Genomic DNA, 21,257 nt, shown 5'->3' with positions numbered 1-21,257 from the left:
AGGGCGGTTTGTCCCTCGCCAAGGCCAAGCTGGTAAATGCGCTCTTAACCCTGGGGGTGCGACAAGGGCCGTCGAACGTCAGCCGCCCGGAAGGTCACGCCTTTCATGTCCACCGCCCTCGCCATCAGCCGTCAGGCCTGGATCAGCGCCCGCATCCTGTGGGACGCGCCCTTTGTCGTGCGATTCAGGGGGGTGCTTCAGGCGCTTTTGGCGACCCTGCTGCTGGTCGCCCTGATCTCGTGGAATCCGGCGGACGCCAGCCTGAATGCGGCCTCCAGCCTGCCGACGACCAACTGGCTGGGAACGAACGGCGCCCTGTTCGCCGATCTGTTCATGCAGTCGCTGGGCCTCGCCGCATGGCCCGCCGCCCTGCTCCTGGTCGCCTTCGGCCTAGCGCGCGCGGTCGGCGATGCGATCCAGCAAAGGCTCAAACCCACGCCGTTGAAGGCTCTGGCCGCGACAGGCGGGGTGTTGTTGCTGTCCAGCGCTCTGGCCGCCCTGGCCGCGCCCGCCGCTTGGCCCTTGGCGGCCGGTCTCGGCGGTCTGTGGGGCGATGCGGTCACGGGTCTGGCGGCGCGCGGGATCGGCGCCCTGCATATTCCAGGCGGACGGATCATCGCCGGCGTCATCTTCGTGATTGTCGGCCTTTGGCTGGTCGGTTTCGCCATCGGCCTGCGCGCCATGGACTTCATCGACGCCCTGCATTGGGGCAAGTCTCTGCGCCCGGCCGTCGCACCCCGCGCTACGGCCCAGCCTGCCCGCGAAAAGGCGCCGGCCAAGGCCCGCACGCCCCGCGCCGCGCCCCCGCCCGAGGAGGCTTCGCAAGCCGCGCCCGCAGATGCGCCGCAGACCGCCTATGACGACCTGCCGCCCTGGGAGGACGACGCCGTCCAGCCCGCGCCGCGCCCGTCGGCCGCCCGCCCTGTCGAGCCGCGCGTCGCTGCGGTCAAGGCGCCCAAGGCCCGCAAAGACGACGTGGACCAGCAGGCCTTCGACTTCGTGCGGCCCGAGGGCGATTTCGACCTGCCGCCGCTGGGCATACTGACCAAGCCCCCCCAGCGCGTGGGTGCGGTCGACGAGGATTCGCTGAAGCAGAACGCCAAGATGCTGGAAGGCGTGCTGCAGGAGTTCGGCGTGCGCGGCGTGATCGACCAGATCCGTCCCGGCCCCGTCGTCACCCTGTACGAACTGGTCCCCGCGCCCGGCGTGAAGCACGGCCGCGTCGTGGCCCTGGCCGACGACATCGCGCGCTCGATGTCGGCCCGCGCTTGCCGCATCAGCGTGGTTCAGGGGCGCAACGCCATCGGCATCGAATTGCCCAACGCCAAGCGCGAGACCGTCTATCTGCGCGACCTGCTGTCCAGCGCCGAATACGACAAGAAGGGCCACCTGCTGCCCCTGGCCCTGGGCGAAACCATCGGCGGCGAGCCCTATGTCGCCGATCTGGCGCGCATGCCCCATCTGCTGATCGCGGGCACCACCGGCTCGGGCAAGTCGGTCGGCGTCAACGCCATGATCCTGTCGATCCTGTATCGCCACAGCCCGGCCGAATGCCGCTTCATCATGATCGACCCCAAGATGCTGGAGCTGTCGGTCTACGACGGCATCCCGCACCTGCTGGCGCCCGTCGTCACCGATCCGAAGAAGGCCGTCGTCGCGCTGAAATGGACGGTGCGCGAGATGGAGGATCGCTATCGCCGCATGTCCAAACTGGGCGTGCGCAATATCGCCAGCTACAACGAGCGTGCGCGAGAAGCGCAAGCCAAGGGCGAGCATTTCGAACGCACGGTCCAGACCGGCTTCGACGATCAAGGCCGCCCGGTGTATGAGTCCGAGAAGATCCGGCCCGAACCCCTGCCCTTCCTGGTCGTGGTTATGGACGAAATGGCGGACCTGATGCTGGTCGCGGGCAAGGACGTCGAGGGCGCCGTCCAGCGCCTGGCCCAGATGGCCCGCGCCGCCGGCATCCACCTGATCATGGCCACGCAACGCCCGTCGGTCGACGTGATCACCGGCACCATCAAGGCCAACTTCCCGACCCGCATCTCCTTCCAGGTCACGTCCAAGATCGACAGCCGCACCATCCTGGGCGAACAGGGCGGCGAACAGCTGCTGGGCCAGGGCGACATGCTCTACATGGCCGGCGGCGGGCGGATCACGCGCCTTCACGGTCCGTTCGTGGACGACAAGGAAGTCGAGGACGTCTGCAAACATCTGAAGGCCCAGGCCGAGCCTGACTATCTGGACCTGATCACCGACGAGCCGGACGGCGACAGCGACGGCGCGATAGACGAGGGCGGCGGCGGCTCGGGCGACGACCTCTACGACCGCGCGGTCGCCGTCGTCACTCGCGACCGCAAGGCTTCGACCAGCTACGTCCAGCGCCGGCTCCAGATCGGCTACAACCGCGCCGCCTCCCTGATCGAGCGGATGGAGCAGGAAGGCGTGGTCAGCCCCGCCAACCACGCCGGCAAGCGCGACGTCCTGGCCGGTCCGCCGCCGATGGCGTGAGAACACCCGTCTCCTCCCCACGAGATGGAGAGGAGACAACATGCAACCGTCCTCGCCAATGTCCGTTCTCCACCCCGCCATCTCTGCCAAGCTTCAGCATTTCGATGAACAAGGCTTCATCGCAGCGCCGGAATATGGTCAGGCTCGCGTCATTCCGACGCCAAGCCAACCGGGCAAGACGGCAGGATCGACAACCATCCCGAACGGGAGACGGACTTCATGACCTCCAAGACGCTCGCCATCGCTCCGACCGACCTTCAGCGCCGCAGCCTGCTGCTGGGCGCAGGGTTTCTGACCGCGTTCGCCGCCCTGGGCGTGTTCGACGCCGCGCAGGCGCAATCGAACCTGTCGGCCGAAGACCGCGCGGTGGTTCAGCAGGCGCAAGGCTATCTGCAGGCCCTGACCTCGGCGCAGGGGACCTTCACCGAGACGGGTCCGGGCGGCCAGACCCGCCAGGGCCGGTTCTATCTGCAGCGTCCGGGCAAGATGCGGTTCGAATACACCAACCCGGCCGGGCTTCTGGTGGTGTCGGACGGCTATAACGTCAAACGCTACGACCCCCGCCTGAACAATTTCCAGCAGGTGCCGCTGGGCCGCACGCCCCTGTCCACCTTCCTGGCGCGCAACGTCCGTCTGGACCAGGGCGTCCGCATCGAGCGCGTGACGCGGATGGCGTCCGGCGCCTTCGCCATCACGGCTCGCGACGCCAACCGCCCGAACGACGGACAGGTGATCCTGGCCTTCGCCGGCAATCCGATGCGCTTGCAGGAATGGACCATCACCGATCCGCAAGGGGCGCGCACGCGGACCCAGCTGACGGCCTTGCAGCCGGCGTCGAACCTGTCGGCGCGACTGTTCCAGCTGACCGACCCGACTCGTCGTCCCGGCCGGAACTAAGACCCTGAGGGGCGGGTGACCATTCCTCAACCCCTGTTCCTCTAGACTGGCCGCATGAGCGCGACCGCCCCGCCATCGCTGAAATGGATCGTGGCGGTCGGCCTCGGCGCCTTCGCCCTGTTCATGTTGGGTGCGCTGGTGGTGGAGCCGGTGGTGCATCGCCTGATCGAACCGGCGGATGATCCCGCGCCGCCGCGCCCGTCCGGCCGGGTCGAGGTCGGGGACGCAGTGCTGGCCGGCCGATACGCCACGGCCGGATCGACGCTGGTGGTCCAGATCGAGGGCGGCGCGCTGTCGATCGGCAACGGCGGGACGCTGAAGTCCGAACCGCATCGCCTGGTCCCGGCGGATCAGCGGGCCAGCGTCTCAACGATCTTCGCCGACGCCATGACCGTGCCGACCCAGGCCCAGATCGAGATTCGGCGCGTGACGGCCGAAGAGGACACCCGGCTTTGCGCGGGGCATCCTGTCGGCTGGCTGGCGCTGGCGGTGCGGCGCGACGGCTTCGTTATGATGCCGGTCCGGCAGGGGCCGCCGCCCGGCGCCCTGACGCCTGACGATCGGCTGTGCGCCGTTCTGGACCTGAGCCGATGATACGGGGGCTGTTGCTGGCGGCCCTGGTCGGGGCGGTCGCGGCGCTTCTGACCTGGACCCAACCGGGCGATGCGACACCCGCCGGCGCGCCGGACACCGTCGTCGTTCAGGTGCTCGACAACGGATTCCATACCGACCTGGCCGTGCCGCGCGAGGCGCTGTTGCGACGCGGCGGGCCTCTGGCGCGCGCCGTTGCGGGGCTGGCGCCCGGCGACTGGATCCTGATCGGCTGGGGCGACGCCCGCTTCTATGTGGACCAGAGCCCGATCGCAGACCGGCTGCCCGACGGCGCCCGCGCTTTCTTCCGACCCGGCAATCTCTCGGTGGTCATGCTGGACCCGGTGACTGCCGATCCGCGTCTCAGCTATGGCGAGGACAGCGCGACCCTGACCCTGACGCGCGCCCAGTTCGACCGTCTGGCCGCCCGCGTGGAGGCGTCGCTCGACCTGTCGGACGGCGCGCCCCGTGTCGCCGCCGCGCGCCCCGGCGACGATGCGCGCTTCTTCGCCAGTCGCGAGACCTTCTCCATCCTGCATCTGTGCAACCACTGGACGGCGGGCGTGCTGAACGCCGGCGGGGTTCCTGTCCGCCCGGTCCCGTCGATCACCTCGGCCGAGGTGATGCGGTCGGTGCGGGCGGCCGCCACGATCGAGGAACGGGAGCGAAAACTGGACATAGGCCCTTCGCGAGACTAGACCGCCCGACTTTCGCTTATCCGGCCGGGTCCGAGCCCCGGCGGGCGAACAAGAAGGAGAGGCCGATGGCCCACAAGCAATTTACCCGCAGTTCCTCCAGCGCCAGCCCGGCAGGAAAAGCGCCCAGCCAGCGCCAGCTGCGCGCCGGCGAGCTGATCCGTCACGCCCTGGTCGATATCCTGCGCGAAGAGGACATCCGCGACGAGGCCCTGGCCGACGTGTCCATCACGGTGACCGAGGTTCGCCTGTCGCCGGACCTGAAACACGCCACCTGTTTCGTCGAGCCCCTGGGCGCCGGCGTCGAGGCCGCGCCGACCAACGGCCATGAGAGCGAGATCATCAAGGCCCTGAACGTCCACGCCAAGTTCATCCGCGGTCAGCTGGGCCGTCGCCTGGACATGAAGTTCACGCCCGACCTGAAGTTCCGCCACGACGAGAGCTTCGGCGCCGCCAACCACATGGACAAGCTGTTCGCCGACCCGCGCATCCAGGCCGACCTGGCGGCCCGCGACGACGAAGGGGACGACGCTTGAGTGATCAGCCTCAAGTCGCACGAAGCGCGGTTGGCCCAGCCTTGCGGCCTCAAGTAGCGCGAAGCGCGATAGGCCAAGCATAATGGCCCGCAAGAAGAAGGGCGACGTCGTCGATGGCTGGGTCTGCCTGGACAAGCCGTTCGAGATGGGATCGACCGAGGCGGTCAGCCGCATCCGCCGCCTGTTCAACGCCCAGAAGGCCGGTCATGCCGGGACGCTGGACCCGCTGGCCAGCGGCATCCTGCCCATCGCGCTGGGCGAGGCGACCAAGACCGTGCCGATGATGATGGAGGCGCAGAAGGTCTATCGCTTCACCATCAACTGGGGCGTCTCGACCGACAGCGTGGACCGCGAGGGCGAGATCATCGGCCGTTCCGACGTGCGGCCCACGGTCGATCAGGTAAAGGCGGCGCTGCCGGCCTTCGTCGGCGAGATCGATCAGACGCCGCCGCGCTTCTCGGCCATCAAGGTCGATGGCGCCCGCGCCTATGACCTGGCCCGCGACGGGGTGGAGTTCGAGCTGCAGGCGCGGCGCGTGACCATATATTCGGCCGAGGTCAGCGATGCGCCCGACGCCGACCACGTCGAACTGACCATCCGCACCGGCAAGGGCGTCTATGTCCGCTCGCTGGCGCGCGACCTGGCCGTCGTATTGGGCGCCGAGGGTCACGTGTCGGCCCTGCGGCGCGAGCTGGTCGGGCCGTTCAGCACGCAAAACGCCGTCACTCTGGATTCTCTGGAGGAAATGGTGCATAGGGGCGCCGCCTCGGAAGGCTTGCTTGCCGTTGCGACCGCCCTGGACGACATCCCGGAGCTGGCCGTGACGGAACAGGACGCCTTCTCGCTTCGGCAGGGACGCCCGATCGTTCTGCTCCCCCGTCAGGTGGAAACCCTAAAGGATCGTCTTACCGGCGGTTCGCGGACGGTTTCAGCCTTTCAGGGCCAGACCCTCGTCGCACTCTGTCAGTTGCGGGCCGGCCGGTTAGAACCCGACCGCGTTTTCAACCTCTAGGCCCGCGCCATCTGGCAAGGGCCGAGACCTCACGGCCTCAAGTCGCGCTAAAGCGCGATAGGCCAAGAAAGGACTCTTCGATGTCGGTTACTGCTGAACGCAAGCACGAGATCATCGCCGATAACGCCCGCACCGCTGGCGACACCGGCTCGGCCGAGGTTCAGGTCGCGATCCTGTCGGAACGCATCGCCAACCTTACCGAACACTTCAAGACCCACAAGAAGGACAACCACTCGCGTCGTGGCCTTCTGAAGATGGTGTCGCAACGTCGCCGCCTGCTCGACCACCTCACCAAGGTCGACGCCGGTCGCTACCAGGCGCTCATCGCCAAGCTGGGCCTGCGCCGCTAAGGCGTCGGATCAGTGTAGAATACGCTTTCGAGGCGCGGACGGTCACGTCCGCGCCTCGTTGTGCGACTAGAGACGACCTCCTAGACACGACCTGGGCGCCGCAGGACTTACGGCGCAGTTGCGAGGGCCATGCCGGTCCTCTCCCGGTCGATCGCGATGGCGCGGCGACCTCTGGATCGAAGGACTGAACGCCCGACGCATCCACCCCCAATGATGGGACCCCGCCGGGAATACGCCTGCCGGGATACGAAAGACGAAATATGTTCGACATCAAACGCAAGACGATCGACTGGGCCGGCCGCCCGCTGACCCTGGAAACGGGCCGCATCGCCCGCCAGGCCGACGGCGCCGTGCTGGCGACCTACGGCGAGACCGTGGTTCTGGCCACCGTCGTCTATGGCCGCTCGCCCAAGCCGGGCCTGGATTTCTTCCCCCTGACGGTCAACTATCAGGAAAAAACCTTCGCCGCCGGCAAGATCCCGGGTGGCTACTTCAAGCGTGAAGGCCGCCCGACCGAGAAGGAAACCCTGGTTTCCCGCCTGATCGACCGTCCGATCCGCCCGCTGTTCGTCAAGGGCTTCAAGAACGAGACCCAGGTCGTCGTGACCGTGCTGCAGCACGACATGGAGAACGATCCGGACATCGTCGGCCTGGTCGCCGCCTCGGCCGCCCTGACCATCTCGGGCGTGCCCTTCATGGGCCCCATCGGCGCCGCGCGCGTCGGCCTGATCGACGGTGAGCTGGTGCTGAACCCGCACATCGACCTGATCGCGACCTCGGACCTCGACCTGGTGGTCGCCGGCACCCAGGACGCCCTGATGATGGTCGAATCCGAAGCCAAGGAGCTGTCGGAAGAGAAGATGCTCGAAGCCCTGATGTTCGCGCACGCGGGCATGCAGCCGGTGATCGACGCCATCATCGAACTGGCCGAACACGCCGCCAAGGAGCCCTTCGACTTCCAGGCCGAAGATCACTCGGGCGTCGTCGCCTCGATCAAGTCGCTGGTCGGCGAAGATATCAAGGCCGCCTACACCCACGCCGGCAAGTACGACCGCCGCTCGGGCGTCGACGCCGCCAAGAAGGCCGCCGCCGCCAAGCTGGTGAAGACCGACGAAAACCCCGACGGTGTCGACAGCTCCAAGTTCTCGGCCGCCTTCAAGGAATGCGAAGCCGAGGTCCTGCGTCGCGACATCATCGAGAACGCACACCGCGTCGATGGCCGCGCCCTCGACAAGGTCCGCGCGATCGTGTCTGAAGTCGGCGTCCTGCCGCGCACCCACGGTTCGGCCCTGTTCACGCGTGGGGAAACCCAGGCCCTGGTCGTCGCCACCCTGGGCACCGGCGAGGACGAGCAGTACATCGACAGCCTGTCGGGCACCTACAAAGAGAGCTTCCTGCTGCACTACAACTTCCCTCCCTATTCGGTGGGTGAAGCGGGCCGCATGGGTTCGCCCGGCCGTCGCGAGATCGGTCACGGCAAGCTGGCCTGGCGCGCGGTTCGTCCGATGCTGCCGACCAAGGAAGACTTCCCCTACACCATCCGTCTGGTCTCCGAGATCACCGAGTCGAACGGCTCGTCCTCGATGGCCACGGTCTGCGGCGCTTCGCTGGCTCTGATGGATGCGGGCGTTCCGCTGATCCGTCCGGTCTCGGGCATCGCCATGGGCCTGATCCTGGAGCCGTCGGGCGAGTTCGCCATCCTGTCGGACATCCTGGGTGACGAAGATCACCTGGGCGACATGGACTTCAAGGTCGCCGGCACGTCGGAAGGCATCACCAGCCTTCAGATGGACATCAAGGTCGCCGGTATCACCAAGGAGATCATGAAGCAGGCTCTGACGCAGGCCTCGGCCGGTCGCCTCCACATCCTGGACGAGATGTCCAAGGCCATGGACGCGCCGCGCACCGAACTGGGCGAGCACGCTCCCAAGATCGAAACGGTCAAGATCCCGGTCGACAAGATCCGTGAAGTGATCGGTTCGGGCGGCAAGGTCATCCGCGAGATCGTCGAGAAGACGGGCGCCAAGATCGACATCGGCGACGACGGCACCATCAAGGTCGCCGCCAACGACCAGGAGAAGATCGACGCCGCCAAGGCCTGGATCCAGTCCATCGCCTCGGAGCCGGAAGTCGGCACCATCTACTCCGGCAAGGTCGTCAAGGTCGTCGATTTCGGCGCCTTCGTGAACTTCTTCGGCGCCAAGGACGGCCTGGTCCACGTGTCCCAGATCGCTCTGGAACGCGTCGCCAACCCGGCCGACGTCCTGTCGGAAGGCCAGGAAGTGAAGGTCAAGTTCCTCGGCTTCGACGATCGCGGCAAGACCAAGCTGTCGATGAAGATCGTCGATCAGACCACGGGTGAAGACCTGACCGACAAGATCAACGCCGAACGCGCCGAGCGTGGCGAAGAGCCTCTGTCGGACGACACCGGCGGCCGTCCCAAGCGCGAAGGCGGCGGTGATCGCGGTGGCGATCGCGGACGTCGTCGTCGCGACTAAGCGACCTCGGTATCGAGACTGAAGAGGCCCGGCGGAGCGATCCGCCGGGCCTTTTTCTTTGGCCGCACCATGCAGAGATCGGTGGCCTGTCTGGAATTTCACTTGCCGCGCCCGCGCCTGCGGTCTCCATTGCCGCATCCAAATTTCGAGGGGCCGTTCCATGTTCGATCGTCGTCGTCTTCTTCAGTCCGCCGCGCTGGGCGCCGGCCTCGTCGCCGTGGGCGGTCCTGCCTGGGCCAGGCAGGCTTCCGCATCGCAAGGCGACGCCGCCGCCCAGCTCAAGACCTTCATGGATGCGACGTTCGAGCAGACGCTGGACAAGAGCCCCGAGATCGTCACCATGTTCGGCCTGGACAAGGGCGACCGCGCCGCCGCCAAGTCGAAACTGACCGCCCCCACCCGTGCCGAGGAAGACGACCAGCGCGCCTTCACCCGTCGCCAGCGCGCCGAACTGGCCCGGATCGACCGCACCAAGCTGGATGCGCGCAACGCCAACTACTACGACAGCCTGGCGCAGAACCTGGACGGGGTGATCGCCACCTTCGACATCCCCTATGGCCAGGGCGGCTGGCCCAATCCGTACAGGGTCAGCCAGCAGGGCGGCGCCTATCAGTCCACGCCCGACTTCCTGGCCAACCAGCACACCATAGAGACGGCCGCCGACGCCGACGCCTATGTCGCGCGCGTCAACGCCTTCGCCGACGTGCTGCTGGCCGAGACGGACCGGGTGAAGGAGGAATATGCGCTGGGCGTCATTCCGCCGGACTTCATCCTGGCCAAGGCGATCCGCCAGCAGGACGGCTTCCTGGCGACCCCGGCGGCGACCTCGCCCATGGTGCAGTCGGTCGTCGATCGCGCGCGCGCCAAGGGCCTGACCGGCGACTGGGGCGCCCAGGTCGAGCGTCTGGTGACCGAGCGGGTCTATCCGGCCCTGGCCGCCCAGAATGCGGTGCTGAAGGCCGCCCAGCCCAACGCCGTCCACGAGGCTTCGGTGCGACGCCTACCGCAGGGCGAGCAGTATTACGCCAACAGCCTGCACTACATCACCACGACCCGGCTGACGGCCGACGAGATCCACCGCACCGGCGTCGAGCAGATGGCCGACCTGACGGCGCGCGCCGATGTGCTGCTGAAGGCGCAAGGGTTGACGCAAGGCTCGGTCGCCGAGCGGATCAAGGCCCTGGGGGACGATCCCAAATACGTCTACGCCAACACCGACGCCGGCAAGGCCGAGCTGATCGACAAGCTGAACGCCCAGATGGCCGACATGCAGGCGCGGCTGCCGAACGCCTTCGGTAAGCTGCCCAAGGCCAAGGTCGAGATCAAGCGCGTCCCGCCCGAGATCGAGGCCGGCGCGCCCATGGGCTATTACAACTCGCCCAGCCTGGATGGGACGCGGCCGGGCATTTACTGGATCAATCTGAAGGATACGGCGGAATGGCCGTCCTGGACCCTGCCGACCCTGACCTATCACGAGGCCACGCCGGGCCACCATCTGCAGATCAGCCTGCAACAGGAGAGCGAGTCTGCGCCCTTGCTGATGAACCTGCTGGGCTTCTCCAGCTATGTCGAGGGCTGGGGTCTGTACGCCGAGCAGTTGGCCGACGAGCTGGGCGCCTATGAGAACGATCCGGTGGGCCAGATCGGCTATCTCCAGTCGCTGATGTTCCGCGCCGCCCGCCTGGTGGTCGATACCGGCATCCACTCCAAGGGCTGGAGCCGCGAACAGGGCATCCGCTACATGATGGAGGCCTATGGCGATCAGGAGGGCGCGGCGACGTCCGAGGTCGAACGCTATTGCGGCTGGCCGGGCCAGGCCTGCGCCTACAAGGTCGGGCACAACGAATGGGTCCGCCTGCGCGAAAAGGCCAAAACGACCCTGGGGTCCAAGTTCGACATCAAGGGCTTCCACGACACGGCCCTGGCCGCCGGCGGGGTGCCGCTGTCGGTGCTGGAGCGGATCGTGGACGGCTGGGTCGCGACCCAGGCCTGACACTAGCAGGGTCGCGCCGGACCCGCGTCGAAGACCAGCAGGGACCGCGTCGGCGCGGTGCGGTCCCGTCACCGAGAGTTCCCGCATGATCGATCGTCGCCGCCTTCTGCTGACCGCCGCAGCCACAGCCACAGTCGCGCCCTCTTTGGCCAAGGCCCAAGCCGCCTCTACCGATGCGGATGGACGGTTGAACAGCCTGCTGGACGGCTGGTTCGAGGCGGACATCGACGAAAGCCCGGAGCGCGCCACCAACCTGGGCCTGGACCGGGGCGCGCGGGCGGGGCTTTCGTCCAGGCTCAGCGAGGCGGGACCGGACGCCATCCGCAAGGATCGCGCGAAGGCCGTGGGCCGTTGGGGCCAACTCAGCGGCTTCGATCAGGCTGGCCTGTCGCCGGCCGGGGCGCTGAACTACGCCATCGCCGCCTTTGGGTCGGAGACGGCGGCGCAGACGGCGCGCTTCGACTATGGGGCGGGACCGGGACGGCCGTCGCCCTATATCGTGACCCAGCTGTCGGGCGCATATTTCAGCACGCCGGACTTCCTGGACAACCAGCACCGGATCGAGGACGCGGCGGGCGCCGACGCCTTCCTGTCGCGGCTGGAGGCCTTCTCGGACGTGCTGGAGGGCGAGACGGCCAAGGTTCAGGAAGACGCTGGCCTGGGCGTGATCCCGCCGGACTTCATCATCGACCGCATGCTGCCGCAGATCCGCACCCTGCACGACACGCCCGCCGCCGACACGGCCATGCTGAAGTCGCTGGCGCGCAAGACGGCCGGGCTGAACCTGACCGGTTACGACGCCCGCGCCGCCGCCATCGTGGACGAGAAGGTCAAGCCGGCCCTGAGCGCCCAGATCGCGGCGCTGGAGGCGTTACGCCCCCGCGCCACCCATGACGCCGGGGTCTGGCGCCTGCCGGACGGCGAGGCCTTCTACGCGGCCGGACTGAAGGCCAATACGACCACCACCCTGTCGGCCAAGGAAATCCACGCCCTGGGCCGCGAACAGGTCGCCGAGATCAGCGCCGAGATCGACGCCATCCTGAAGGCGCAGGGCTATACGCAGGGCACGGTCGGCGAACGCATCCAGGCCCTGAACAAGGAGCCGGCCCAACTGTTCGCCAATACCGATGTGGGCAAGGCCGAGCTGCTGGCCTGGCTGAACCAGTTGGTCGCCGATCTTGAGCCCAAGCTGCCACAGGTGTTCGGCCGCCTGCCCAAGTCGCACGTCGAGATTCGACGCGTGCCGGTGTCGATCCAGTCGGGCGCGCCGGGCGGCTATTACCAGGGACCGCCGCTGGATGGGTCGCGACCGGGCGCCTATTACATCAACCTGCGCGACAGCGGGAACTGGCCGCGTTTCGCCCTGCCGACCCTGACCTATCACGAGGCGTCGCCGGGGCATCACCTGCAGGTGGCGCTTCAGCGCGAGTCCGGCGAGCTGCCGCAATGGCGCCGCGCGGGCGGCTTCTCGGCCTACAACGAGGGCTGGGCGCTGTATGCCGAGGCGGTGGCGGCCAACGATCTGGACGTCTATGCGACCAATCCACTGGGCCGGGTCGGCTTCCTGATGTCCTACCTGTTCCGGGCCGTGCGGCTGGTGGTGGACACCGGCCTGCATTCCGAGCGCTGGAGCCGCGAACAGGCGGTCGAATATATGGCGGCCTCCGGCGCCAAGCCGCTGGATGCGTCGAACAGCGAGATCAACCGTTACTGCGTCTGGCCCGGTCAGGCCTGTTCCTACAAGGTCGGCCACACCGTCATCGCCCGCCTGCGCAAGGAGGCGGAGGCCAAGCCCGGATTTGATCTGCGCGCCTTCCACGACAAGGTGCTGGAGAACGGCTCCCTGCCCTTGGCCGTGCTGGAACGGATCGTGGGCGGCCGAACCTAAAATCTGGGCCTAGTCGGCTACGGTCAGGCCGTCGATGCGGCGCAGGCGGTTGTGGATGTCGGTGGCGGCGACGGCGGCCTCTGCGGTCGCCACGGCGATCTGGTTGAGGCCGCGCACCACGTCGCCGGCGGCATAGAGACCCGGCACGCTGGTCGCCTGATGCAGATCGACCTCCAGCCGACCGTCGCCGGACAGGCGGACGCCCAGGCCTTGGGCCAGTTCGGCGTTTGGCGACGTGCCCAGGGCCGAATAGACCAAGTCGAATGCTCGGGTCTGACCGCCCCAGGTCAGGGCGGTCACGCGGTCCTGTTCCAGTTCCACCGCCTCCAGCGGCGCCAGGATCAGTTCGACGCCCAGCCTGTCCAGCTCGTCGCGGCGCGAGAGAGCGTCGGCGGGACCGATGTGGATCAGCGTCACCCGGTCAGAATAGGTGCGCATGAAGGCGGCTTCGCGCGCGCCCTTGTCGCTGTGGCCGATGACGGCGACGGCCTTGTCGGTCGCCTCGTAACCGTCGCAGATGGGACAGATGCGGACCAGCGCCTTCTGAACCGCCTGTTCGACGCCCGGCAGGTCCGGGTGATGATCGACAACGCCGGTCGCCAGCAGGACCGCGCGGGCGCGGATGGCGCGGCCCTCGATCTGGGCGACAAAACCCTCGCCGTCATGGGCCAGCGTCTCGACCCGGCCCGGCGCGATGACCGCGCCATATTCCTCGGCCTGTTCACGCATCCGCGTCAGGATGTCGGCGCCCGTTATGCCGGCCGGAAAGCCCGGCATGTTGTGGCTGAGCGGGATCCAGCAGGCGCGCGGCGCGCCGCCATCCACCACCAGAGTTCCCCTGCGAAACCGACCCAGATAGGTCGCCGCCGTCAGACCGGCCGGACCCGCGCCGATGATCAGGACCTCGGGGTCATTCACCGCGTGCGCCAGGCGACGGGCCACAGGTCGGACCGCACGCCCGCGCATTGGCCCATCGTGCTCTCCATCGTCAGGGCGAAGCGGTCGCCGGTCCAGGCCCAGGTCTGGGCCGAACCGCAGTCGCCGATGCCGCGTCCCTTGGCGAAGGCCGACAGGGTACGGGTCTTGGGATCATAGGCCCCGTTGACGGTGGAGTTGTCGGCCATGACCGGATCGGCGCCGGGTCCGGCCGTTCCGGCGAGGATCGCGGGGCGCGGGTCGCGACCGCCCGGTCCCGTCAGATACCAGTTGTGGGTGACATTATAGGCCCCCGCACCGCAGGGCACGGCCCACAGCTCGGTTCGGGCGTCCAACCGGGCGGACATGACCATGTCGCTGATCGCCGGCATGCTGGATTCCTTCAGACAGGTTCCGACCTCGGTGCGGGTGCGAAGGGCGGCGGGCACGGTCTGGTTCACGTCGCCGAAGCCCGCCTGATCCACGGCCGGCGCGGGAGTGACCGTCGGCAAGGGCGGGGCGACCGGGACGGTGGCGGCGGGACGGTCGCCGCGTCGGATCAGGGCCGTGGGCGTGTCGAGGCGGCCCTGTTTCTCGTCGATCCACAACAGGGCGGCGGCGGCCCCGTGCAGCGAGACGTCCTGGGTCGAGGCGCCGCGAATGGTCATCACCTTGCCCTGAGCCATGGCGTCGATCGCGGCGCGGGCGTTGGCGCCGATTTCGCCGATGGGCGCCTCGGCCTCGCCTTCGGGGCTGAGCGTGGAGGCAAAGGCGCGGCCGTCGATCGTCAGCGCGATCTGGCCTGGGCCTTTGGCGTCGCTATCGGGCCAATAGCCGAACAGGATCTGGGGCTGGGCTTCCGGGCCGGGCGCCAGGGTGATGCGCACCCAGCCGGCGGCGAACTCGGGCGCAAAGCCGAAGGCCCAGCAGGTTCCGTCGTTGCCGCAGGTCACGCTCCAGTCGCGGAACTGTTTCGTCTCGGCGCGGATCTGAAGCACGGGAGCAGAAGCGACGGCAGCGGCCGTTGCAGGCATGGCGGCCTGGGGCGCGCCGGGCGTCTTGTCGGCGTCCTTGTCGCCGCAACCCGCCACGGCGAAGGCGGTCAGGGCCAGAGCGGAAAGCGCGACGCCGCGAGACAGGGTCTTCATGCCTTTTTCAACTCCGACGGCTTGTGCGCCGCGCGCGCGCCGGTCTTGGCGCTCTCGACGATATACTCGGGATTTTGCGGCGAAGCTGCGACCTTGTGGCCCTTGATGTGGGTTTCAGCGGTGACCTTCTTGATGACCTTGCCGGTCGTCGTGCCCTGGCTGTGGTCCCACTTTACGCGGTCGCCGGACTTAAACGTCTTGTCGGGCATGGCTGTGATCCCTGCTGTGTCGCTTCCTGTTCAGCGATCAGCCTGCGCATCAGTTCCGCATCGATCACGGGAGGCGTCTCGCAGAAAGTGACGATCCACCGATCGACCAGGTCACGCTCTTCGTTCGTCATTGCGTCGTCCGTCGCTGTTGTTGGGCCAAGGAGAAGCCAAGACAGACAGAAGGGTTCAGCGTGGCCGTGGAGGTTTTTTCCGGGCGGGGTTAACGGACGGCGGGGTTTGCGTGGACGCGCGGCCCCGCTATATCCCCGCCACGACATTCCCTTCCCCAACGTTCAGAGGCGGACCTCACGCATGGCCAAGATCAAGGTCGAAAACCCCATCGTCGATATCGACGGCGACGAAATGACCCGCATCATCTGGCAGATGATCAAGGACAAGCTGGTCTTCCCGTTCCTGGATCTCGAACTGGACTACTACGACCTGGGCATGGAGCACCGCGACGCCACCGACGACCAGGTGACGATCGACGCCGCCCACGCGATCCAGAAGCACGGCGTCGGCGTGAAGTGCGCCACCATCACCCCTGACGAAGCGCGCGTCGCCGAGTTCGGCCTGAAGAAGATGTGGAAGTCGCCCAACGGCACCATCCGCAACATCCTGGGCGGCGTCGTCTTCCGCGAGCCGATCATCTGCTCGAACGTGCCGCGCCTGGTTCCGGGCTGGACCCAGCCGATCGTCGTCGGTCGTCACGCCTTCGGCGACCAGTACAAGGCCACCGACTTCCTGATGCCCGGCCCCGGCACCCTGACGATCAAGTTCGTGGGCGAAGACGGCGCCGTGATCGAGCACGAGGTCTACAAGGCCCCCGGCGCCGGCGTGGCCATGGCCATGTACAACCAGGATGAGTCGATCCGCGAGTTCGCCCACGCCTCGTTCGCCTATGGCCTGCAGCGCAACTATCCGGTCTATCTGTCGACCAAGAACACAATCCTGAAAGCCTATGACGGCCGCTTCAAGGACCTGTTCCAGGAAGTGTTCGACGCCCATTACGCCGCCGAGTTCAAGGCGCGCGGCCTGACCTACGAGCACCGCCTGATCGACGACATGGTCGCGGCGGCGATGAAGTGGTCGGGCGGTTTCGTCTGGGCGTGCAAGAACTATGACGGCGACGTGCAGTCGGACGTGGTGGCGCAGGGCTTCGGCTCGCTGGGCCTGATGACCTCGGTCCTGATGACGCCGGACGGCAAGGTGCTGGAAACGGAAGCCGCCCACGGCACCGTGACCCGCCACTATCGCCAGCACCAGAAGGGCGAGGCCACCTCGACCAACTCGATCGCCTCGATCTTCGCCTGGACGCGCGGCTTCAAGCACCGCGCCAAGCTGGACGACAACGCGGCCCTGGCGACCTTCGCCGATACGCTGGAGAAGGTGGTCGTGGACACCGTCGAGAGCGGCCACATGACCAAGGACCTGGCGCTGCTGGTCGGCGACCAACAGGGCTGGCTGACCACCGAGGGCTTCCTCGACAAGGTCGCCGAGAACCTGAAGACCGCTCTGCCGGACGTGGGCTGAGGATAGGCGGGAGCCGGAAACGTCGCGAGGCGTCCGGCCCCCTCCACCGCTACGCGGTCCCCCTCCCCCGATGGGGGAGGAATGTCCAACCAAGCGTCCTCAAGTAGCCCGAAGGGCGATAGGACAAACAACAATCCAGCCCCGTCGGAGCGATCCGGCGGGGCTTTTCGTTGTGTGATCGGCCGGGGCGTGCATGATCGGCGATAATGAGGAAGCGGTCTTGAAACGTCTGTTCGGAAATCTGATGCTGGCGGCGGTCGTGGCGGCGGTGCTGTCCTTCTTCGTCGCGCCCGCCGTGGCCTTCTTCGCCATTCGATCGGCGGCCGAGGCGAACGACGTGGCGGGGCTGTCGCGGTTGATCGACTTCAACGCCGTGCGCCAGTCGCTGCGGCCGCAACTGGCGGGACGGCCCGAGGCGATGGCGCCCGCGCCGTCGTTCCTGGAAGACCCAATCGGCGCTTTTCGGCGTCAGATCGAACAGAACCCCATCCTGCGCCAGCCCGACGTGGACGCCTATCTGACGCCGGCGGCCCTGACGGCCCTGCTGCGCGGCGAGGGCCGGTACGCCAGTCAGAGGACGACGGCGGGTGTGGCGCCCGCGTCGGCCCAGGCGCGCAAGCCCTGGCCCAGCCCGGCCTATTGGAGCGTCAACCGGGCGCGGATGGCGGTGACGGACCAGGGCGGGTCGCGCACCCTGTTCACCTTCGAGCGGCGCGGGCCGTTCGAATGGAAGCTGGTCCATATCGGCCTGCCGGACGGGACGGCACCGGCCGTGAGCGTGACGCCCCGTCCCTGAGGCTAGGGACAATGAGGCAACCGGGCGGTCGGGCGCCGCGTTGGTTTTTCAAGGAGACTGCATGAACCGCAAGATCGTCACCGGAGCCATGATCGCCGTCGTCGTCGGCGTGGTCGTCGCCCTGTTCGCCTCGCCCTTCATCGCGGCCCAGGCCCTGGTGCGGGCGGCGCGGACCGGGGATGCGGCGGGGCTGGAACGGCAGGTGGACTTCCCGGCCTTTCGCGCCAGCCTGAAAGACGAACTGAACGCACGCGCGGCGCTGGAAATCCGCAGCCGGACCAAGGGGGATCGCGGTCTGGCGGCGCTGGGGATGCTGCTGGCGCCGTCGCTGGTGGATGGGGCGGTCGACAACTTCGTCACGCCCCAGGGCATCGCCGCCATGGTGCGTTCAGGCGAGACGCCCGAGCCCGAACGGCCCGTCCCCGCCGACGACACGCCGGCCGTGGACAAGGACAAGATCCATCAATCCTGGGCCTATCGGGGGATCAACACCTTCGCCGTGACCCTGACACGCGACGACCGGCCGGACGACGCGCTGGTGCTGATCATGGAACGCCGCACGCCGTTCACGTGGAAGCTGGCGGGGGTGGACCTGACGCCCGATCCGATGGGGTGAGGCGGCCGAGGAGCAAAAAACACCGTCTAAAGTGTCTAATCTGTCTGATTGGACGGTGCGGCGCCGATCAAAAAATTGAGTGCAATTGGTGCACTTTTGTCCTGGATGCGCGTCCTCCTCTATGACCGGCGGCGATTATACGCGCGGTTTGGAGGGCGAGCAGGAAGCGGACGCTGCGGCAGCTTAAGCCGCTGAAGAATAAGGCCGTTAGTCTCGAAAATAGGAAGCCTTGCCCCTCTCCCATTGGGAGAGGGCTTGAACTCACGAGAGCGACAGCGATCGTCCTTGCGTGACCCAAAGGGCGGCGCGAAGCAGCCAAAGGGTGTGGGTCGGATGGTGCAAACTGGCCCACCGGCCGACCCTCATCCGGCCCTGCGGGCCACCTTCTCCCAATGGGAGAAGGGCTTAGTCTTTTACGCCAGCGCCGCTCGCACCGCCGCCAGGCCGTCTTCGGCCTTGGAGCCGTCGGGGGCGCCGCCTTGGGCGAAGTCGGGTTTGCCGCCGGCGCCTTGGCCGCCCATGGCGATGACGGCGGCGCGGGCGAGGTCGGCGGCGTTGACGCGGTCCGTCAGGTCCGAAGTGACGGCGACGGTCACGGCGGCCTTGCCTTCGGTCACGCCGATCAGGGCGACGACGCCGGTTCCGACCTGTTTGCGGAAGTCCTCGGCGACCCCTCGCAGACCCTTGCCGTCCACACCGTCCAGCACGCGGGCCATCAGCTTGATCCCGCCGATCTCTTCAGGCGCGGAGGCGGCGCCCGAGCCCCCGCCCAGGGCCAGTTGCTTCTTCAGCTCAGCGACCTGTTTCTCCAACGTCTTGACCGAGGCGGTCAGGCTGTCGACGCGTGCGGGAACGTCGGCGGTCTGGACCTTGAAGCCCTGAGCCAGCGAACGGGCGACGCCGGCCTGGGCCAGCAGATACTGGCGCGCGGCCTCGCCGGTCAGGGCCTCGATACGGCGCACGCCGGCGGCGACGCCGGTTTCCTGGACGATCTTGAACAGGGCGATGTCGCCGGTGCGGGCGACGTGGGTGCCGCCGCACAGCTCGACCGAATAGGGAGCGTTGTTGTCACCGGTCAGGGCGCGGCCCAGGGTCAGGACGCGGACCTCGTCGCCGTATTTCTCGCCGAACAGGGCGATCGCGCCGGCCTCGATGGCCTCTTGCGGGGCCATCAGCTTCATCTCGGTGGGGACGTTCTGACGGATGACCGCATTGACCTCGGTCTCGATGGCCGAAAGCTCGGCCTCGGTCAGAGGGGCGCCGTGGCTGAAGTCGAAACGGGCGCGTTCGGCATCCACCAGCTGGCCCTTCTGGGCGACTGCCGGGCCGAGCACATTCTTCAGCGCCGTATGCAGCAGGTGAGCGGCGGAGTGGTTGGCGCGCGTCGTGCGGCGTTTCTCGGCGTCCACTAGCTGGGCCGCACGGGTTCCGATCTCCAGCTTGCCGGCCGTGACCTGGGCCACCAGCACGTGCAGGTCGCCAGCGTGTTTGCGCACGTCGATGACCTCGGCCTCACCTGCCGGCCATTCCAGGGTTCCGTGATCGCCGGCCTGGCCGCCGCTTTCGGCGTAGAAGGGGGTGGTGTCGAACAGGACCTCGACGATGTCGCCGGCCTCGGCCGTCTCGACCGGCGCTCCGGCGTTCATGATGGCCAGGACCTCGCCCGAGCCTTCGATATTGTCGTAGCCGGTGAAGACGGTCGGCCCCATGCGGTCGCGGATCGCCAGCCATTCGTTGGTGTTTGCGGTCTGGCCCGAGCCCTTCCAGTGTTCGCGCGAACGCTGGCGCTGCTCGGCCATAGCGGATTCGAAGCCGTCGACGTTGACGGAGAAGCCGCGACGACGGGCCTCGTCCTGGGTCAGGTCCAGCGGGAAGCCGTAGGTGTCGGACAGGGTGAAGGCGGTCTGGCCGTCCAGCATGTCGCCGGGACGGAAACCCTGAACCGCCGTGTCGAACAGGGCCATGCCCCGGCCCAGCGTGGTGCGGAAGCGGATCTCTTCCTGCTTCAGCGTATCCTCGATGAAAGGCTGTGCGCGGGCCAGTTCGGGATAGGCGTCGCCCATCTGAGCCACCAGGGTCGGGACCAGGCGGTGCATCAGGGGGTCGGCAGCGCCCAGCAGGTGGGCGTGGCGCATGGCGCGGCGCATGATCCGGCGCAGCACATAGCCCCGGCCCTCGTTCGACGGGGTGACCCCATCGGCGATCAGGAACGACGACGAGCGCAGGTGGTCGGCGATGACCCGGTGGCTGGCGGCGCGTTCGCCGTCCGACTTGGTCGAGGTGGCGTCTTCCGAGGCGGCGATCAGGGTCTTGAACAGGTCGGTCTCGAACACCGAATGCACGCCCTGAAGGACGGTTGTCATCCGCTCCAGACCCATGCCGGTGTCCACGCTGGGCTTGGGAAGGTTGCGAACGATCTGATCGTTCTCCTTCTCATACTGCATGAAGACGTTGTTCCAGACCTCGACGTAGCGGTCGCCGTCCTCGTCCGGCGAGCCGGGAGGGCCGCCGGGGATCTTGTCACCGTGGTCCCAGAAAATCTCGGTGCAGGGTCCGCACGGGCCGCTGTCACCCATGGCCCAGAAATTGTCCGAGCCGGCGATGCGGATGATCTTGTCGTCGGAAAAGCCGGTAACCTTCTTCCAGATCGCGGCGGCCTCGTCGTCGTCGATATAGACGGTGACCAGCAAGCGTTTGGCGTCCAGGCCGAACTCCTGCGTGACCAGGTTCCACGCCTTCTCGATGGCGTGTTCCTTGAAATAGTCGCCGAACGAAAAGTTGCCCAGCATCTCGAAGAAGGTCAGGTGGCGCGCGGTATAGCCGACATTGTCCAGGTCGTTGTGCTTGCCGCCTGCGCGGACGCATTTCTGAGAGCTGGTGGCGCGCGGATAGGGCGGCTTGGACGCGCCGGTGAAATAGTCCTTGAACGGCACCATGCCCGCGTTGACGAAGAGCAGGCTCGGGTCGTTCTGCGGCACCAGTGGCGCCGAATGGACCTTGGCATGGCCGTCCGCCGCGAAATAATCGAGGTAGGTGGCGCGGATCTCGTTCAGGCTGGGCATGGGCGTG

At 67.4% G+C, this 21,257-nt stretch carries 17 protein-coding genes; 13 read left to right on the top strand and 4 right to left on the bottom strand.

Translation table 11 applies throughout. The annotated features are described in order from the left end of the window. The first annotated feature begins 105 nt into the window (after positions 1 to 105). The 10 genes from CHRYSEO8AT_RS05280 (at position 106) to CHRYSEO8AT_RS05235 (ending at position 12,971) form a co-directional block, all read left to right on the top strand. Positions 106 to 2,511 carry a DNA translocase FtsK 4TM domain-containing protein gene (locus CHRYSEO8AT_RS05280; RefSeq protein WP_159847266.1) on the top strand — a complete coding sequence of 802 codons (2,406 nt, stop codon included), beginning with the start codon at positions 106 to 108 and terminating at the stop codon, positions 2,509 to 2,511. A gap of 219 nt (positions 2,512 to 2,730) precedes the next feature. Then, entirely contained in the window at positions 2,731 to 3,408 is a 678-nt protein-coding gene (locus CHRYSEO8AT_RS05275; RefSeq protein ID WP_159847263.1) for an outer membrane lipoprotein carrier protein LolA, read from the top strand. Positions 3,409 to 3,462: 54 nt separating this feature from the next. Further along, positions 3,463 to 4,002, top strand: coding sequence for a hypothetical protein (locus tag CHRYSEO8AT_RS05270; protein ID WP_159847260.1), 540 nt, complete (start codon positions 3,463 to 3,465; stop codon positions 4,000 to 4,002). Then, complete coding sequence (locus tag CHRYSEO8AT_RS05265; protein WP_159847257.1) at positions 3,999 to 4,697, top strand: DUF2459 domain-containing protein; 699 nt, start codon at positions 3,999 to 4,001, stop codon at positions 4,695 to 4,697. The genes CHRYSEO8AT_RS05270 and CHRYSEO8AT_RS05265 overlap by 4 nt, the downstream gene beginning before the upstream one ends. Before the next feature lie 65 nt (positions 4,698 to 4,762). Further along, positions 4,763 to 5,230 (top strand): 30S ribosome-binding factor RbfA, encoded by a 468-nt coding sequence (gene rbfA / locus CHRYSEO8AT_RS05260; protein WP_159847254.1) that lies wholly within the window; start codon positions 4,763 to 4,765, stop codon positions 5,228 to 5,230. A gap of 82 nt (positions 5,231 to 5,312) precedes the next feature. Further along, positions 5,313 to 6,242: a tRNA pseudouridine(55) synthase TruB gene (gene truB, locus CHRYSEO8AT_RS05255; RefSeq protein WP_159847251.1), complete on the top strand. Its 930-nt coding sequence runs from the start codon at positions 5,313 to 5,315 to the stop codon at positions 6,240 to 6,242. Between the two features lie 80 nt (positions 6,243 to 6,322). Then, positions 6,323 to 6,592: a 30S ribosomal protein S15 gene (gene rpsO / locus CHRYSEO8AT_RS05250; RefSeq protein WP_159847248.1), complete on the top strand. Its 270-nt coding sequence runs from the start codon at positions 6,323 to 6,325 to the stop codon at positions 6,590 to 6,592. Positions 6,593 to 6,852: 260 nt separating this feature from the next. Continuing rightward, the gene (gene pnp / locus CHRYSEO8AT_RS05245; protein ID WP_159847243.1) at positions 6,853 to 9,090 is read left to right on the top strand and encodes a polyribonucleotide nucleotidyltransferase; all 2,238 of its coding nucleotides are present in this window, start codon (positions 6,853 to 6,855) and stop codon (positions 9,088 to 9,090) included. Between the two features lie 160 nt (positions 9,091 to 9,250). Then, on the top strand, positions 9,251 to 11,083 hold the full coding sequence (locus CHRYSEO8AT_RS05240) for a DUF885 family protein (protein ID WP_159847240.1): 1,833 nt from the start codon (positions 9,251 to 9,253) through the stop codon (positions 11,081 to 11,083). Between the two features lie 85 nt (positions 11,084 to 11,168). Beyond that, positions 11,169 to 12,971, top strand: a complete 1,803-nt coding sequence (locus tag CHRYSEO8AT_RS05235) for a DUF885 family protein (RefSeq protein ID WP_159847237.1) — start codon at positions 11,169 to 11,171, stop codon at positions 12,969 to 12,971. A 9-nt stretch (positions 12,972 to 12,980) separates the two neighbouring features. On the opposite strand, the gene CHRYSEO8AT_RS05230 is transcribed toward CHRYSEO8AT_RS05235, so the two are convergent. Genes CHRYSEO8AT_RS05230 through CHRYSEO8AT_RS05220 form a run of 3 tightly spaced genes read right to left on the bottom strand, consistent with a single transcriptional unit; the run spans position 12,981 to position 15,243 of the window. Further along, positions 12,981 to 13,913 carry an NAD(P)/FAD-dependent oxidoreductase gene (locus CHRYSEO8AT_RS05230; RefSeq protein WP_236547430.1) on the bottom strand — a complete coding sequence of 311 codons (933 nt, stop codon included), beginning with the start codon at positions 13,911 to 13,913 and terminating at the stop codon, positions 12,981 to 12,983. Then, complete coding sequence (locus CHRYSEO8AT_RS05225) at positions 13,886 to 15,034, bottom strand: DUF1176 domain-containing protein (protein WP_159847231.1); 1,149 nt, start codon at positions 15,032 to 15,034, stop codon at positions 13,886 to 13,888. The genes CHRYSEO8AT_RS05230 and CHRYSEO8AT_RS05225 overlap by 28 nt, the downstream gene beginning before the upstream one ends. Next, complete coding sequence (locus CHRYSEO8AT_RS05220; RefSeq protein ID WP_159847228.1) at positions 15,031 to 15,243, bottom strand: DUF2945 domain-containing protein; 213 nt, start codon at positions 15,241 to 15,243, stop codon at positions 15,031 to 15,033. The genes CHRYSEO8AT_RS05225 and CHRYSEO8AT_RS05220 overlap by 4 nt, the downstream gene beginning before the upstream one ends. 312 nt (positions 15,244 to 15,555) lie before the next feature. On the opposite strand from CHRYSEO8AT_RS05220, the gene CHRYSEO8AT_RS05215 reads away from it, so the two are divergent. The 3 genes from CHRYSEO8AT_RS05215 to CHRYSEO8AT_RS05205 all read left to right on the top strand — a co-directional run bounded on the left by CHRYSEO8AT_RS05215 (position 15,556) and on the right by CHRYSEO8AT_RS05205 (position 18,188). After that, positions 15,556 to 16,776 (top strand): NADP-dependent isocitrate dehydrogenase, encoded by a 1,221-nt coding sequence (locus CHRYSEO8AT_RS05215; protein ID WP_159847225.1) that lies wholly within the window; start codon positions 15,556 to 15,558, stop codon positions 16,774 to 16,776. A 220-nt stretch (positions 16,777 to 16,996) separates the two neighbouring features. After that, positions 16,997 to 17,572: a DUF2939 domain-containing protein gene (locus CHRYSEO8AT_RS05210; protein WP_201304365.1), complete on the top strand. Its 576-nt coding sequence runs from the start codon at positions 16,997 to 16,999 to the stop codon at positions 17,570 to 17,572. A gap of 61 nt (positions 17,573 to 17,633) precedes the next feature. Continuing rightward, a complete protein-coding gene (locus tag CHRYSEO8AT_RS05205; protein ID WP_159847219.1) occupies positions 17,634 to 18,188 on the top strand; it encodes a DUF2939 domain-containing protein in 555 nt (184 codons plus the stop codon). Positions 18,189 to 18,601: 413 nt separating this feature from the next. Here the strand turns inward: CHRYSEO8AT_RS05205 and alaS are convergent, their stop codons facing one another. After that, positions 18,602 to 21,250, bottom strand: coding sequence for an alanine--tRNA ligase (gene alaS, locus CHRYSEO8AT_RS05200; RefSeq protein WP_159847216.1), 2,649 nt, complete (start codon positions 21,248 to 21,250; stop codon positions 18,602 to 18,604). Between the last annotated feature and the right edge of the window lie 7 nt (positions 21,251 to 21,257).

The organism is Brevundimonas sp. G8, from assembly GCF_902506205.1.
In the GTDB taxonomy this organism is placed as follows: Bacteria; Pseudomonadota; Alphaproteobacteria; order Caulobacterales; family Caulobacteraceae; genus Brevundimonas.
The sequence above is the reverse complement of the archived record's forward strand: the minus strand, read 5'-3'. Positions and strand labels throughout refer to the sequence as shown.